This window comes from Persicobacter diffluens, assembly GCF_036244895.1.
GTDB lineage: Bacteria > Bacteroidota > Bacteroidia > Cytophagales > Cyclobacteriaceae > Persicobacter > Persicobacter diffluens.
The window spans coordinates 1312690-1329908 of record NZ_BQKE01000002.1 but is presented as its reverse complement, the minus strand read 5'-3'; the positions used below and the strand labels follow the sequence as shown (position 1 = coordinate 1329908).

General features: G+C 41.9%; 7 protein-coding genes. 4 read left to right on the top strand and 3 right to left on the bottom strand.

Annotated features, from left to right (window positions below; translation table 11 throughout):
• The first annotated feature begins 181 nt into the window (after positions 1–181).
• The 3 genes from AAA970_RS19030 (at position 182) to AAA970_RS19020 (ending at position 7766) form a co-directional block, all read left to right on the top strand.
• Complete coding sequence (locus AAA970_RS19030; protein WP_338238480.1) at positions 182–1597, top strand: TlpA family protein disulfide reductase; 1416 nt, start codon at positions 182–184, stop codon at positions 1595–1597.
• Between the two features lie 926 nt (positions 1598–2523).
• Positions 2524–4341, top strand: coding sequence for a 7TM diverse intracellular signaling domain-containing protein (locus AAA970_RS19025; RefSeq protein ID WP_338238479.1), 1818 nt, complete (start codon positions 2524–2526; stop codon positions 4339–4341).
• A gap of 644 nt (positions 4342–4985) precedes the next feature.
• The gene (locus tag AAA970_RS19020; RefSeq protein WP_338238478.1) at positions 4986–7766 is read left to right on the top strand and encodes a ligand-binding sensor domain-containing protein; all 2781 of its coding nucleotides are present in this window, start codon (positions 4986–4988) and stop codon (positions 7764–7766) included.
• Positions 7767–8330: 564 nt separating this feature from the next.
• Here the strand turns inward: AAA970_RS19020 and AAA970_RS19015 are convergent.
• The 3 genes from AAA970_RS19015 to AAA970_RS19005 form a co-directional block, all read right to left on the bottom strand.
• Complete coding sequence (locus tag AAA970_RS19015) at positions 8331–9020, bottom strand: HmuY family protein (protein ID WP_338238477.1); 690 nt, start codon at positions 9018–9020, stop codon at positions 8331–8333.
• A 4-nt stretch (positions 9021–9024) separates the two neighbouring features.
• On the bottom strand, positions 9025–12660 hold the full coding sequence (locus AAA970_RS19010; protein WP_338238476.1) for a TonB-dependent receptor domain-containing protein: 3636 nt from the start codon (positions 12658–12660) through the stop codon (positions 9025–9027).
• A gap of 65 nt (positions 12661–12725) precedes the next feature.
• The gene (locus AAA970_RS19005; protein ID WP_338238475.1) at positions 12726–13652 is read right to left on the bottom strand and encodes a sirohydrochlorin chelatase; all 927 of its coding nucleotides are present in this window, start codon (positions 13650–13652) and stop codon (positions 12726–12728) included.
• A 622-nt stretch (positions 13653–14274) separates the two neighbouring features.
• Between AAA970_RS19005 and AAA970_RS19000 the strand changes: the two genes are divergently transcribed.
• The gene (locus AAA970_RS19000) at positions 14275–17205 is read left to right on the top strand and encodes a SusC/RagA family TonB-linked outer membrane protein (RefSeq protein ID WP_338238474.1); all 2931 of its coding nucleotides are present in this window, start codon (positions 14275–14277) and stop codon (positions 17203–17205) included.
• Positions 17206–17219: the final 14 nt, after the last annotated feature.

Genomic DNA, 17219 nt, shown 5'->3' with positions numbered 1-17219 from the left:
GGAATGTTAGATGAGGAACACAAATTTAAGCTCTTTTAGTTTGATAATAAACATTAGACTATTTTTGGGGCTACAATATTGATTTTGTAGGAAAATATTTGAAAAGGGATTGGTCTTTGGATTCTTCGATATATATCCCTAAATAGAACGCATAGGTTTTTATACGGCAACTATTTAATTTATGAGATTTTTATTTAGTATATTTTTTATCCTAATAATGACATCCTGTGGGATTAGAATGAATTCTAATGAGGTTTCCTCCTCTGTCAATATTTTTTTCCCACTGGCTAAGGATTCTGTGGCCGCTATTTATGTCAATGATGGTTTATCTCATATAGCAGCAACGAAATCTTACAAAATAACCGAAGATTCAATTGCGGGAAACCAACCTCTGTCCATAAATATTTCAGCGGCGGGATTTTCAGTATTAGGATGTGGCAACACTTATACCGATTTATATTTGGAGCCAGGTTATAATTTGAAAATTCAACGAGATACAGCAAATCAGGCATTCTTATTTGAGGGAAAGGGTGCCCAGGAGAATATTTATTGGCAGGCAGTAAGAAATTACAAAGTAAACAAATTATTCCCCTTTTTCTTAGATAAACAGCTACAACCTTTGGATGAATACATTAATTTCCTCCAACAATATCAAAATGGTTTGGATAGCCTGCACGATGTACTATTACATTCCTTATCTTTTTCTCCCGAAAATGAGAGAAAATTTTTTGCACTGAACCAGTGTTATTCCTTTATCGGAAAAATGGAGTATGCAATTTTGCATGACGTTAATGATTCGGAGAGTTGGAAAACATTATATCAGGATGGTGATTTTCTTTTAGATGCTGATTTACTGGCGAGTAATTATCATGATTATAAATATGGTCTTTATTATTACTACCGCATGATGGTTAAAACAGTACCCGAAAGTAAGGGTAACCTCTCCGCTTTTCGTGCTGTGGCTGACTTTATTAACAACCAGGACTTCTCTGAAATTTTTAAAGAGTTCTTTTTGGCTACGCATATAACAAAAACCATTCAATCCGGTGGGATTACTCCAGAAGTAACTAATGTATATGAAGATTTTAAAAAGAAATACCCAGAATCCAAATACTATTTGAAGCTTAATGCTCTTTACACTGAATTTTTAAATCAATTACCTGGATTAGACGCAAAAGATATCCAAATGGTAAATGTAGACGATGAGCCGGTGAGTCTTTCTGACTTTAAGGGGAAGCACTTGTATATCGAGCTTTGGGCTACCTGGTGTGGTCCCTGCATTACGGAAATTCCGCATTTAACAGGATTACAAAAAAAGTTTTCAAATGATGATGAAATTGTTTTCATAATGCTTTCACTTGATCAGGATAAAACAAAATGGAAATCCTTTGTGCAGGAAAAAATGACAGCAAATTGTATTCAGGTCATTTTAAAAGATAATCAAGCTAAGGAGGAATTTTTCAGGCACTATAATAATACTGCCATTCCTCGAGGAATTTTAATTGACTCAAATAAAAAAGTAGTTGATTTCTTTGCTCCCCGTCCATCATCCAAAGAGGCCGAAGAGCTAATAGAAAGGGCACTCTTAAAAATGTGACCTGATAGTACACAGTCCTTAATAAGCGCGTTTAAAATGCTACCGTCCGCCTGCTAAATTAAATTAGTATAAGTTGTTTAGAGTTGATTTGAAGGAATAGAGCTACTATTCCTTCAGTCGAATCCTATTGGATATTCCGATAATATTGACAGTCTCATCCTAAGCAGCAATTCTTATTTTTTGTTCATTGTCCATGTTATTGCTAAGAGCGTGTTTAAAAGCACACCATCCGGCTGCAAATTCGAATTATTCAAAGCGATTTTGGATAATTTCTCAACAATAGCGATGCTATTCTCTCAAAATAATCCGGTATCGCTTCCGTAATACTTCAAATTTTCGCTACGAATTTTGGCTTTTAAACACACTCTAAATCAGCTGAAGTTCATCAATGAATAGTAAAATAAAGATGAAGATGCCAAGGTGTTTACCATTTAGCACAAAGTGAGCAAAAAGAAAGAATTTTCCTTTTTCGAATTTTTTCCAGGGAAACAACTGAATGAGGAGCAAGCCGGCTCCCCCCAATTGGTGCTCTACAAAAAGAGCTAAGAAAACCAGATTACATTGAAAATAGGATCTAAAAGTCGACATAGGGAATCCGAGCGTAAATCATTGGGTTGAAAATCAAATTCCATTTTTTAAAACACAGGCTTTAGAGGTGGGTTACATTTCTCAAAAAAAACCAAATCACACTTTCCCGCATACAATCCCCAATGAAATTGGACACAATAAAACAAAAGAAAACCACCATAAAAACACGTATACCGCAAGAACAACCCCCTTCATTTCAACAACTTAAAGCCCCTTGTAAAGGTCATGTAGAGGAAGAAAAACAATCTGTATAGCTGGTATCACCCTAAAAAAAATAACCCTTAAAGCACAAGGCGTAGTTTTGCAGCAACTCATTCATAAATTCTAAATCTGAGGTGATGCATCATTTTGTTTTTCTGCTCATTTACTTTTCCTTCCTATTTTCCGATCAGCAGCATCAGGAAATTCGAATAGAAGGGGAAATGGATCAGGTTCAGGCTTTCTCGATCAGAAATGTCCCTTTCTTTCAGTGTAAGGAAGGAAGCAAGACCATTACGCAAATAACGGCCATGCCAGCGGATCAATGGACACAAAACCCTCAATTCCACAAGACTGATATGAAAAAACACCATGATCTTTGGATGAAAATCCCCTTGCATTTTGTGCAAAATGATCAATTGAGAGACCGCTACATATTGGAATTCATGAACCAAAGTATTCCCCGATTATCGGTCTACATTCCCAATGAAGAACAAGTTTATCAGGAATTCGAAGCAGGTAGTCACTTAAAATTTAACCAAAGAGAAATCGCACATAAAAATTTCTCCTTCTTCCTTCCTAGCCCGAACACCGGATCCATGATCGTTTATGCACGATTGTCCACCGATCATCAACCTGACACGCATTTCAGCATAAAATCCACTTCCGGATTCATCCATTATGCGACTACAGAATATATCTACTTCGGTTTAATCTACGGCAGCCTCATTTCTTTGTTGATCTACGCCCTGCTGCTTTTGATGTCGATGCGCAATGAAGTGTATTGCATTATCCTCTTTTACATTCTTTGCTTATTGGCTTGGCTAATTAATCGGGACGGCATTGGTTTTCAATATTTTTGGCCCTCCTATTCAGGGGGAAACCAGCAGATTGCTCATTTATTCGAACACTTAATTGTATTGAATATTAGCTGGCTGTTCGGTAAAAAATTTAAAATCAAGCACCAACACCCTCAAATGCACCTGTTATTACTCGTATTACTGGGAACAAAAACCATCCTGCTCCTATTGGGGCTGGTGTTAAACGAATACTTTCCTTTAGAGGTCATCCTCAACATATTGATCTACGGCAGCCTGCTGATCCACATCTTTCCAACAGGAGGTAAATCCGCTACTATTGCCCGCCCCATATTTATCGGACAGGTGGTATTATTTATCGGTATCATATTGCAATCCGGATTACGCATGGGCCTGTTGGAGCTTTCTCCATTGACCTATTATGCTTCTACAGTCGCTTTTCTATTTCATATCCTAAGCTTATTTTTTGCCTTGGCAATGGAGGCAGGAAAGTCTCAACAGGATAAAAACGTCCTGCATCAGGCGCTGATTAAAGAACAACAGGCCCAAATGGACCTGAAAGAACAGCTGAATCAGGAATTGGAGCAAAAAGTCCGGGAAAGAACGCTGGAAATTGCACAGAAAAATCAGGAATTAAAGCGTGCTTTTGATGAATTGGAGCAACAGGCCATCCCTGAAAAAGTAAGGACTGCGACGCCAAAGCCGGTCGGTCAGCAGGCGAAAAAACAGCAGACAATGGAAAAATCAACCCCCAGTCAACTGATGAGTTTTGGGGAATTTAAGACCATCTTCCCCGATGAGCTTGCCTGCTTCCGGTATTTGGAAAAAATTAAGTGGCAGGAAGGTTATAAATGCACCAAATGTAATAATAAAAAGTACGCGGACGGGATCAAGCCATTCTCCAGAAGGTGCTCGAAATGTGGTTATTGCGAGTCGATTTGTTCCAATACCATTTTTCATAGCACCAAATTTGACATTTGTAAAGCTTTCTACCTGGTTTACCTGATCAATAATAATTTAAAGGTCAACCAAACCGAAATCGCGAGAGCCATCGATCTACGACTTGGAACGGTAAACCGCTTCATTTTGAAAATAAAAAGCTATAACGGCAAGCTGGATCACCTCCTTAAAGAATTTTAGTGCTGGAATAAGCCAAATAATGCATACTTACCCAAGGCTATTCGCGCTAAAGCACTCGTTTCGAGCGCGTTTAACAACCGAAATTCGCGGCCAAAATTTGATTATTGCAGAAGCGATACCCAATTATTTTGAAAGAATAGCATCGCTATGATAGAGAAATTATCCTAACCCAAATTATTCACCGCTAGTTTCAGAGTCCACCGTAAAAGACTACCCATCAATCAGTAGTTGTTTAACCTGCCACAATTCTGATAGCCCAAATTGGGGTAGGCTTGCTTTCTCCTCATACATCTGTTTCTTTGGAAAAAACTCGAAATAGAAAAAATTTCTTCCTTTTTTCCACCTGGCAGCTAAACGAGGATTAAAGCCTGAATAATGCGCGCCAAATCCCTTCCAATAATTCGAATTTGCAGCCGGATGGTATGTTTTTAAACAGGCGTTTGGAAAAAGGCCTCAAAGAAGACCTAAAAATACGCTATTCCAGTTGACCACCTTCCCTTTCCCCAAAGCAAAACAATACTCCAAAAGCATAAAAACAACCATAAAATACTCCATTGTGATTTATCCCCTACATCGATCGCTTATAAGCTAAAACACTCCATGCCAGCGGCATAATTTTTGGTGAATGGCTTCCCATTGGTCCTATGAAAAATATCAAGACTTATATTGCTCTGCTCATTTGTTTACTCCTTGCCAATGTGGCCCGGGCCAGAGACTTTGTGCGTCATTTTCCGGCGACACAAACTGGAGGAAGTAATATCAATTGGCGTATTGCAGAAAATGAAGCCGGAGAAATTTTTGTCACCAATAATGAAGGCCTTCTGATTTTTGATGGCTTTCAATGGGAATTAAAACCATGGAATCATAAAGCTTTCCATGGTTTAAGCATTAATAAGGAAGGCAAAATATTCACCGGAGCATTAAGAAATTTAGGATATTGGGAGAAAGAAAGTAATAAATATAAATATCAACCTGCTATCAGCTGGGCGAAGAAAGAAGCCCTGCAAAATGCCGATTCCTGGAATATAATTCAGCATGGAAATAGTACCCTTTTTAACACCGGACATAAGATAGTGGCCTATCAAGAAGGAGAAATTTCTATCCAACACAATGAAGGTTTCCTCTACCAAATCAATAGTTTGGGAGATGATCTCTATCTGGCTATAAAGGACAAGGGCTTGTTTCGACGCAGCGCTCAGGGACTTCAAAAAGTTTCAGAAGAAGCCATCCTTTTTGTGTGCGAATTAAAAGATTTTGGCATATTCGGCTTTGCCAGGGGAGGACGGGTTTTCAAAATGCAGGGCAATCAATTTACACCCTATGAACATGCCGTAAATCAACCATTAGCGGACGCCAGAATTACCCAGGTATTAGCCCATAATGACCGGATTTATATCGCCACCAATAATAAGGGATTACTGGTCATGAATCTCGCCACCGGCCACTTCAGATCAATTAATATCACCAATATCCTGCAAACCAATTCTATTCACGGGATGCATCTGGACCGCGCCAACCGACTATGGCTGGCCACCAATAGAGGGGTCTCACTTATTCACTTTAACTACCCCTTAAGTTTCCATATTGATAAGGAGAACATATATGGCGTTCCGCATGGGCTGGAATACTATCATGGCTATCTGTACATGGCAACCAATACCGGCCTTTATCGAAAAAAACTGAATGCCAAAGCCCTGCCCCATTTTAAAATTACCAACTTTGAAAAAATAAAGGGCGTTTCGGATTATTCTGTTTTCCTAAAGGAAATTAATGGAAAATTATACCTGGGATATAATGAAGGTTTAATTCAAATCGATCAAAACCACCAAATAAAGGCCATTGATCATAAGCGGGCCTATTTAAATGGTTTTTCCATAGGCAATACTACCATTTTCACCAGCCGGGAAGGGATCTATGAGTTAAGGGCATCCGCCTTAAAGATGATCAATCCCCTGCCTAATATTAAGGACATTATTCAGGGAGCGGATGGAACCCTTTGGCTCATCCCGGAGAATTTATTCGAATATGTATGGCGGGGAGAGGACCTCAGAGAAAAATTTTACTCCATAAATATTCATCATCACAAAATAACTTCGGTATTTAAACTGGCCCATAAAACAGTTTTCGCCACAGACAATGGCTTTTTTGTCCACGACTTTTTTGAAGAAAAAATTAAACCATATACGAAATTAAATCAACATGCGATATATACCAAACCTATTCTTAAAGGAGAAGATTTAGGTAAAAATCTTTTTTGCTTATACGAAAAAAACAGCTTAAAGGTATTAAAAAAAGAAAATGGAAACTGGAATTATATTAATGAAATAAATTTTGAAAACACGAATTACACCATCAACAGTCAGTTCCTTTCCATAAAATTTTTGAATAACAATTGGTTTGGATTCCCATTAGAAAACGGCCTGTGCCTCGTTAAATTCAGAGAAGCCTTTAAAGATCAGAAAACCCCATACCAACCTCAAATACAGGCTGTAAAATCAAAAAGTCCTTCAACAATCATAAAAAATAACATTACCATTGATGGTGCGATGGACGAACTGGAAATACAAATTGCCCAATTGGTTTCTCCGGCCATTCAGCCGGTGATGGATTACGAGTATCAGCTAAAAGGCCAACGCGTCCAAAAAAGAAGTAAAGAAGGTAAACTATCCCTTCCGGCACTTCCCAAGGGGCAGTATGAATTAAAGGTACGCCCCTACTATAATATTGCTTATCCTTCCAGGCCAATGACCATCCAAATCTCGGTCTTGGGCCATTGGTATCAAAGGTCTTGGGGGCTTGGCCTGTTACTTTTGATATCAACCTTGGGGCTATTCCTCTTTTACCAACTGATATTGGTATTGGCCAAAAGAAAGGCCAGAATCTATCGTTTACAACAAATCAGGGAAGCCCGGAAACAATTCGCTGCCGAAAGACGCAGAAAGGAGCAACAACGCATTGCCTTATTACGAGAAAATGTACGCAACACGAATCTGGAACTGGCTAAAGCAGAATGGAAAAATGTAAAACAGAAACAGGTTTTAACAGACTTACAACATAAAATATCAGAAATCAGTCCGCAATACCGCACTGAATTCGAGGTATTATGCCAGCAAATCAACCGAACCGTAAAGCGATACAATGCCGAACAAAAGGACTGGGACCATATACACGCCCATTTTGATCTTTCTCAGGGCCTTTTCTTTGAAACGCTTAAGGAAATTCATCCGGATCTCACTGCACATGATCTGAGACTATGCGCCTATTTGAAAATGAATTTAAGCTCTAAAGAAATGGCCTCCTTGCTCAATATTGAGGTGAAAAGTGTCGAAATTAAAAGGTATCGCCTGCGTAAAAAAATGGCCCTGACCAATAAGGAAAAATCATTGGTGGATTACCTGTTGGAATTGGAAAAGGTGGACTACTGAGCTTAGGAAAAAGGAAGCTTAGGTGGTTGTTTGGTGTACTTATTAATGAATAACAAACATATCATGAATGATAATGACAGATTTTTTTATCATATATTAAATAAAACACATCCATTATAAATACCCTAGTATGTATAATTACGTTTTTTAATAAAAATAATTTAACTAAAAATGATCTCTCTTTAACTCCTTACACTTCTCCAGCCACTGAAATCTCCAAGTCCAGCATGGGCCAGGGATGAAAGCAGAGGCGAAGCCGTTGTTGGAGTTCCTTTTTGCAGCCTAAAAGCGTAGCGGCTCGCAAAAAGAACGACTGCTGCCAGCCCGGTGGGCGCAAGCCCAGGCCCCCAACACGATATTTTTCACCTCCGGATCGAGCAAGACACCCTAGTATACTTTATTTTAGCTCATTATGATTGATTTTACTGGTTTTATAATCGTCCAAAATGAGGTCGATTTACTTGCTTTCCATTTATCTGCTTCGCTTAAAAAAATTCGAAATAGCATAACAAAAAGGAGGACCAATGCCCTCCCCCTTTATAAAGTCAATAATCAAAATGAGGATTAGTTCAACTCCTCATAGGTAAAAACTGTGGTTCCTTTAATATCATCACCATTTTTTCCATAAAAAGAGGTAAAAGCAAGTTTATAATAACGGTTTTGTGCTGTTCTGATGATATAGTAAACATTAGGCGAAATAGTATACAATCCTGTATTAATATCTACTTGCTTCCAGGCATAGCCCACAGCGTCGACGGCCTCACTCAATTCCAGGCTAGCGGCGGTCGCCATATCCATATCTTCAAAAGCCACAAAGGCATCTTCATTACCTTCTTCTTTGGTTATTTCCAAAGCCATAGTACCATTATCCACGTTAATCAGGCCACCGGTACCTTTCACTTTATATATATTTCCTCCACCTAAATCGTAATCATAATCATGATAGTTGGTTAAAACCAAATCCCAATCCGGCATGGCATCAGAGGAGGTGATGTTATTTTCCACAGAAAAAGCCACATAATGATCATCTGCCTCCACATTCAGGCTAACTGCTGCTTGCGCTGGCTCATCCAGGTTGAAATAAATTTGGTTATCAAAAGTCACACCGGTCTCCCCGCCATGATCAACGCCAATTTTGGCCACTAATTCGGTTTCCGGAACTACTGGGACGAAGTCATCCTCACTGTTACAAGCGAAAGCCGAGGCTGCCACGACAGCGATCATCAAAGCGGAAGATTTTAAATTTGTAAACATTTCCTTATCGTTTATTTAAGTTAAAGTTGAGACTTATAAAATAGGAGCGACCCCATGCAACAGGGGCAGTGGCACCTCCGCTGTGTGCTCCTCCACTACCGGTGGTGTTAATCGTGTTGACGTCAAGCAGGTTTTTAGCCCCCGCCACCACGGTCAGTTTCTTTTCCCAAAAGGACTTATTCACTGAGCAATTCCAAATGGCGAAAGCATCCCGAACAGCGGAGGTATAGGCCTCTTCTTCCTCCTCAGGATTTGCACTGAGTTGGGTAAATTCACCACTGTAGCGGAAATCGGTTTTGAATCCCAGCCCCAGGGAAGGTAAGCGGTATTCAGCAGACAAGCTCACATTGTGATTAGGCGCATAGGCCAAATCCTTCAGCTGCGGCATATAATAGCCTATATTCACCACATTATAATGAGTATTAAAAATCAACCGATTTTCATAATTCCAATTCAGCACAAACTCTCCACCGTAAGTGATTTTTTCATCTACATTGCCATACACATAATCGGCTGCATCCCCTTCATTTTCCGCCGGAATTACCATCAGTTCAATCCCATCCGTCAGGTGATTATAGTATCCTTTGGCTTCGGCTTTCACATTCCATGCTCCTACTGAAAATAATCTGGAAATACTTCCGGAGAAATTATACCCATTTTCAGGAAGTAGATTTTCATTACCGAATATTCGGTGATTAGAATCTACAAATATCATATAGCGTTCTTTCAAAGAGGGCGCACGGAAGGCAGTAGCTCCGGAGAATCGTGCCAGCCACTTGTTGTCCTTATCCCATTTAAAATGCAAATTATAGATAAATGGGGCATCAAATGCCGCATTATACATGTACCGCAAACCAGGCTGAGCCGACCAACTTTCAGATAGTTTCCACTCCAGGGTGGTGTACAGGGCATATTCCTGCATACCATCATTCTCAGGCATTTTATCCCCACTGCCATTCTCTAAGGTTGCCTCGGCACCCAATTGCCAGTTAAATAGTTCGCTTTTATAAAAATAGTTCAATCTACCATTGAAGGTGTCGAATAGCTCACTAGAAGAGGAAGTCACCGTCTCCCCATTAGTGACCAAATCGGTGGTAATATTCTCCGTCAGGCGGTCAAAAGTCTGATAAGAAAGCACTGCCGAAAGGTTGGACTGGGCCGAAAACTTATAATTCCAATTTGAATAATAGTTGATACGTTGGGTATTGAATTGGGTATCATAGGCCAATGCCCCAATACTGGGATACTCGCCCAAAGCCTTAATGGTTTCATCGAAGAAATTCAGCCCAACCTTCCCTTTCAATTTACCTGACCGAAAGGCATAATAAGGAGCAATTTGTAGCTGATCCTTGGGGCGCCAATCATCCGACCGACGATTGGAGGAAGCATTTTCGGAATACCCATTGAAGTAGTTATACCCCAGGGTGATGCCTGCAGCATGTTTTCCCTTTTTCACTTCAGCACTGACAGCATTTTGAAATTGCCCGACAGATTCCGCATAGCTTTTGGCATTTACCCGAAGGGACTGATGCTGAATCTCCCTGGTGATAATATTGATGGTACCGGCCAGTGCATTGGAACCGTAAATCACCGACATGGGCCCTTCCAGGACCTCAATATGATCTACTTGTGACAGATTAATCTGTGACAAATCGATATTCCCATCCATCCGACCGACCAGGGGAACCCCATCCACCATGATCTTCACATGTTCGCCTTCCAGGCCTTGCATGATGATTTTAGTCCCCAGCACTCCGTCTTCAATCAGGTTGACCCCAGTCTGAAACTGCAAAACATCGGGTAAACTCACCGCGCCCAGTTTTTCAATTTCCTGATTTGAAATCGGCTTAATTTTATAAATAGATCGGTCTGCCAAAACCGGTTCCGCCTGGGCCGTCATCACCACCTGATTCAGCATCCGCACATCCGGCTGCAGCTTAATGGTCATGGAGGCTGATCCTAATTCCATCTGCTTGGGCAAATAACAAAGATGACTCACCACAGCAACTAAACCCGGACGGTAATCAAAGGAGATCTGTCCCTGCTCATTGGTTACCATATATTTATCGAAACCTGTTGAGGCGTCTACCAAATGCACATTCGCAGCCGGAATAGCCCTTTGGTCCTCGAGGTCTATTACCGATAGGTGGAACTGTTGCGCCCGGGCATTCCCCAATCCCATAAAAAGCAACAGCACTGTGGCCACCATCGGTTTATTCCGTTTAATTTTGGGCATAACTGTATTTTTAGCAATCGGTTTTTTCTTTTTATATCCGCGAAATTCAGCCGCATCCGTAAGCGTATCCAACACACAACCGGTGGGGCAGGTCAGCCGGCACCAGATCATGGGAAAGCGCATCGAAACCAAGACCACCAATACCGCCACAAAGAACCAGTAACTGCTGAACTGCAAACCGAATAAATCCGGAAATAATTCAAAATTACCCCAATCCCGATAGCCGTAAATCACCCCTGACAGTAAAACCAGCGTTACCGCATAGCGTATAAGGGAAGCCTGTTTGTTGGAAATGAGGATGTCCTTTTTCTTAAATGGGGAATACTTCAGACTTATCATCTGAGCCGCGCCGAAAGGACATACATATTTACAATACACATTTTTCCCCCAAATGGCCGAAAGCAGGACCATTACCGAATAGGCCACCATAAAATACGACAACTCTGTTCCCATAAAGGGCTGCACAAAAGTGATATAAGTGAACGACTGATTCATGCCAAAACCCAAAAAGAGCAGGGTGAAAATCGCCAAGCCCATTCGAATGCTCTTACTCCTCTTGATTTTCTTCTGAAAATGAAAAAGGAACAAGAGCCCAAGGATTACCGCCTGTACGACCCACCACTTATTCAAACTCGCTTTGACCTCAAAATCCGACATAGCTTCCGTCAGATAAGACTCCACCATCGGCGCCCCGACCTCCACCAGCATGGTGGTCGCATCGGCAATGGCTTTGGTCGTAATCGTTGCACCGGAAACCGCATCAATACTATGGGCAGCACCCAAATCCAGTTGTTCATACTGCCCCATATAATCGGTGCGAAAAATTTTCCGCAGATAACTTTCCGTCTCCAGAGAGTGCAGATAATCAAGCCCCAAAAGCTGGCCGTGTTTACCAATATATGCCCCAATATAAACCGGACCCGCATAGCCCTGCACATGATTATTCACCTGATTTTCCAAATAAACGGACACCAACCGCCCCTTATCATATACCTCGGCAAAGCAATGCTCTTCGAACATTTTGATCTGAAAAGTACGTTCCCCTCCCCAACGCTCCTTCAGGCGCTGCTCCATTTCCAACGCCCATTGGGCATTGTTGAGCATTTCGCCTACCGCCTTGTCAGAAGATATCAGCCCATGAGACTGCTGCTGTTTTTGTTCCGGAGTAATCATCCCATAGGCCAAATCCACTTTTGCCGCATCTGCGGACAATAAACCAAAGTCCGACTTCCCTTTTGATTGCCCTACAATTTTAGGCGCAAAAAACGTTTGGTCTACATGATTCGCATTGAATTGGACTGATGGCGGATTCAGCGGGCCATTCATCGTGAAAAAGAGGACCAGCCCCAAAACCACCGCAGTCAATATAGATTTTGGAATATCTAACTGTACCGACTTCAACATGTATATCAACAATCAATAAATTGAAATGCTGCTCCTAAAATCCGGAGCAACACATTATAAAAAAACTATTGTACCGGATTCAAAATACCATCTACTGTTTTTTGGGTAATGTCCACCACCCACTTATTAATATTGGCATCCGGCAGAATAGCATCCTGCTTGTAAGCCACTTTTGTCTCCGAATCCGCGATGGCATCCACTCCATTCTGTATGATTTCCCCCTGAAAATACTCATCATTAGCCACCAAAATGGGGATCACAATGGCTTTCTCCTCCAACTCCAATACCTGCTCAATGGCTTTCTTGGTAGGCTCAGAGGAATATCGCACTAAATGCCCGCACCAACCGTAGGAAATGGACCCTATACCGGTTTGTACTTTCAAATATTTCCCAATATCCTCCACCATTTCTTCCCACTGCTGGTTGAAGTCAGCATCTCCATAGGCAATCAAAGCCACTCCTTCGTTTCCGGAACCATCCGACAAGGCGGCTACTCTGCGCGCAATATTCTTTTTCAATACGGAAGGATAATCCAAAAGTGGGGCAATCGTTACCCTTGCCCGGGCACGATAAATTTCGATTTTTTCCTTGGCTAACTCCTTTTGCACTTCCGGATTATTCGCCAGGCCACAAATGTTGGGAATATCGGAATTGGTATGAGAACTGATCGTCAGGAAGATCGGCACAATCACCACTTCATCATAGCCTTCCTGATCAAAAGCCTTCAACTGGGATGCAATAGACGGCTCCGTATATTCCATAAATGCGGTACGTACTTCCGACACTCGGCCGTCCGCCATGATATCACCTTCCACCTCTTTTTCAATATCTAATAACATCTGTCTCCAGTTCTTGGAAACAGAACCATGATTCACCAACAATACCCCTACTTTAGGCTGATCCCCGCTTACTTTTCCCTCACTTTTTTTGGTGGATTGGCATCCAAAAATGGTCATTATCAGGGCTGTCATCAATAGTAATTGCCTGCTCATTTCTTTTATTTTTATTTAGACTTATTTTAAATAATGAGCGCAATTTAGAATCGATTTAAATAAACTACAAAATAATCAGAACTTTTTTTCTAATCAGGCTTTAATGACCAACCCTCACAAAGAAAATAATTTTTGCATTTATAGAACACAGCGCACTTGAAGGGAGCAAGGAATAAATGCGAAAAGTCGGCATTCCCTTCCCGGGCAGCTCAATAATTCTGTACAAGAAAAAATATTCCAAAAATTAATATAAAATTTCACTATTAGAAAAATACAATAAAAACGAATCACGCAAAATAATAAGCTAAAAAGCCCCAAATTTAACCAAAAACACTATTTCAAACGATTTCGAAATTTCAATTCCAGTACTGAACATTAATTTGAAGACCATAAAAAAGATGTCAAAACGAGACAAACAATCGTTTGCGGAAAATAAACCCTAATTTTACCGCCAATCGCATTTTCTTATTTTTTTAATATGAGCGGCTGTTTTGCATTAAATTTTTCAAATTTCACAATTTTGAAAAGTAAAAAATCTCCTCCTTATTGAATTACGAGCTCGTTTCAACCAACGTTATTTTTTGTATTTTTTTTATAAGCACAAAAACCAAAACTTAAACCTATGAGAAGATTATTTACGCTGGGAGTAATTCTACTCCTTCAGTTGTGCTGTGCTATGCCGATTTTTGCTCAGGGCATAAAAGTAAGCGGAATCGTATTCGATGAAAATAAGGCCGGCCTCCCGGGAGTGGGCGTCATGATCGAAGGGAGCTCGCAGGGAACCGCCACTGATCTGAACGGAAAATTTGAATTAACCGTCCCCTCCGAAAGCAGCAAATTGATTTTTACTTTTATTGGTTACAAGGCACAAAGCATCATCATTGGCAATCAAACCAACTTTAGCATCCAAATGAGCCCGGACATTGAAGAACTGGAAGAAATTGTAGTGATCGGATACGGTAGTCTTGAAAAAAAGGATGTGACCGGCTCCATCAGCTCGATCTCCTCCAAAGATTTTAACACCGGTTCTGTTTCCTCTCCGGACCAGCTCTTCCAGGGACGTGCTGCCGGTGTCATGATGACACCCGCAACCGGTGAGCCCGGCGGTGGTGTAAACATCCGGGTGCGGGGCGGAACTTCTCTGACTGCCTCCAATGAACCACTCTATGTGATTGACGGATTCCCGATTGACAACACTTCCGTGGATCCGGGAACGACACTGGAAAACTCCGCCTCCACTGCCCGAAATCCACTGAGTACCATTAACCCGAATGATATTGAAAGCATTGAAATCCTGAAAGATGCTTCTTCGACCGCTATTTATGGTTCCCGCGCTGCCAATGGGGTGATCATCATCACCACGAAATCCGGTAAAGGCGGAAAAACGTCCGTCAGCTATGACGGGGCCGTAGGGCTTTCCACCATTGCCAAAAAACTGGATGTGCTCACAGCGCAGGAATACCGGGAGTTTAATCCCAATGCAGACGATCAGGCTGCCTCCACCGACTGGCAAGACGTCATGACCCGACAAGCACTAACGCACAACCATAATATCTCCATGACCGGAGGATCCGAAAAAACACAATATCGGCTTTCCGGAAATTATTTTAAGCAGGATGGTATTCTGATAAACTCCGGGGTGGAGCGCTTCAACGGGAGTTTCAACCTGAATCAAAAAGTGAATGAACGCCTGAATATCAAAGCGAATGTCCTGGCCTCCTATGTGATCGATAATTACCTGCCCTATGGGACCGGCTCTGCCGGAAATTCCGGAGTGATCAACAGCATGCTGCGCGTCTCTCCCCTGATGGATCAAAACTTTGAGCCCACCTTACCGGAATTGAAAAACCCTTATACGATGGCTGAGACCACCGATGACTTTACCTATACCAAAAGAATCCTGGCGAACCTCTCTGCCGATTATGACATCACCCAACACTTAACTGCTCAGGTGCGCATTGGTACCGATTTGAACGGCGCCAAAAGGAAATCATTCTTTCCGGCTTACAACTGGTGGTTCTCCAATGGACGGGGCGGACAGCAGCAAAAAGACCTGATGAACAACCTTTTAGAAACTACACTCACCTACAAAAACCAGTGGAAAGACCACCGACTGAATGCCGTAGGTGGGTATACTTTCCAGGAATATACGCTGGATGAGTTCGGATTGATTGCCAATACCTTTCAGTTCGACCAGACCGGAGTGGATAATATTGGATCCTCTACGGTGGAGACTTCTTATTCTAATAAGGAGAAAAACCGACTGGTTTCTTTCTTTGGTCGTGCCAACTATACCTTCAAGGATCGATATGTATTGAACGCCACCCTGAGAGCGGATGGCTCTTCCAAATTCGGACCCAACAATAAATGGGGAATTTTCCCGGCGGTATCTGCTGCCTGGCGCCTGTCCGAAGAAAGCTTCCTGCAAGGCAACAGCGTTTTGACAGACTTGAAATTAAGAGCGGGTTGGGGGGTGACGGGCTCCCAGGAAATCGCCAACCTCCAGGCCATTGGCATCATTGGATCCGACTTGGGCCATGGAGCAATACTTGATAATCCGAATTCGGTGTCACCCGGCGTAGCGCCAAAGAACAACCCCAACCCGGATTTGAAGTGGGAAGAAACCAGTCAAATCAATATAGGGGCGGATTTTGATTTTCTTTCCGGTCGCATTTATGGTAATCTGGATTTCTATATCAAAGACACCTACGATCTACTCTTGCAATATGACGCCTCCCAGCCGGCCAATGGCGATAATCGCTTTTATAATATTGGCGAAGTGCGCAACAGCGGTATTGAACTGGCGCTGAATACGGTGAATATTCAGCGGGATGATTTCACCTGGACCACCGGACTGAATCTTTCCTTCAACCAAAATGAGGTGCAAAGCCTGGGCTATGGGATAGAACTGATTGAAACGGGTGACCTGGCGGGTCGGGGATTGACCGGTGCCTATGCGCAAATTATTACTCCGGGTGAACCATACGGGACCATTTATGGCAAAAAATATTTGGGAATAGATGAAAATGGCAATGAACTACTTTCAGAAGAATCTCAGATCATTGGCACTGCCATGCCGAAAGTACTATTAGGTTTGAATAATGCGTTCAATTACAAAAATGTAGACTTCAGCTTCTTCTTCCAGGGCTCCATGGGCAATGATGTGGTGAACAATACGGCCATGGAACTTTCCGACAAGGCGAGTGCACAAGCCAATGGCTCGCAGGTAAACGCCCTGCGCAATGTTTATGATGACAACCAGCCAAATGGGGTAACCGCCTTTTCTGATCGATTTGTGGAAGATGGCTCCTTCCTGCGCCTGGCCAACCTAACTTTGGGCTATACCTTTAACACGGTGAATATGAAGAACATCTCCCATCTACGGGTATATCTCACCGGGCAGAACTTATTCGTCCTCACCAACTACAGCGGCTTTGATCCGGAGGTGAACACGCCGACTTCCGGCGGAAGACAGGTACCTGCTTATGGTATCGATTATAATAATTACCCACGATCGAGAACCTTCACTTTTGGGGTAAATGTGACTTTTTAATCTTTAAGAAAAGC

Excerpts from the sequence above, each read along its gene's own strand:
- AAA970_RS19030 (WP_338238480.1), top strand. The coding sequence starts at position 182 with ATGAGATTTTTATTTAGTATATTTTTTATCCTAATAATGACATCCTGT.
- AAA970_RS19025 (WP_338238479.1), top strand. The coding sequence starts at position 2,524 with ATGCATCATTTTGTTTTTCTGCTCATTTACTTTTCCTTCCTATTTTCC.
- AAA970_RS19020 (WP_338238478.1), top strand. The coding sequence starts at position 4,986 with ATGAAAAATATCAAGACTTATATTGCTCTGCTCATTTGTTTACTCCTT.
- AAA970_RS19015 (WP_338238477.1), bottom strand. The coding sequence starts at position 9,020 with ATGTTTACAAATTTAAAATCTTCCGCTTTGATGATCGCTGTCGTGGCA.
- AAA970_RS19010 (WP_338238476.1), bottom strand. The coding sequence starts at position 12,660 with ATGTTGAAGTCGGTACAGTTAGATATTCCAAAATCTATATTGACTGCG.
- AAA970_RS19005 (WP_338238475.1), bottom strand. The coding sequence starts at position 13,652 with ATGAGCAGGCAATTACTATTGATGACAGCCCTGATAATGACCATTTTT.
- AAA970_RS19000 (WP_338238474.1), top strand. The coding sequence starts at position 14,275 with ATGAGAAGATTATTTACGCTGGGAGTAATTCTACTCCTTCAGTTGTGC.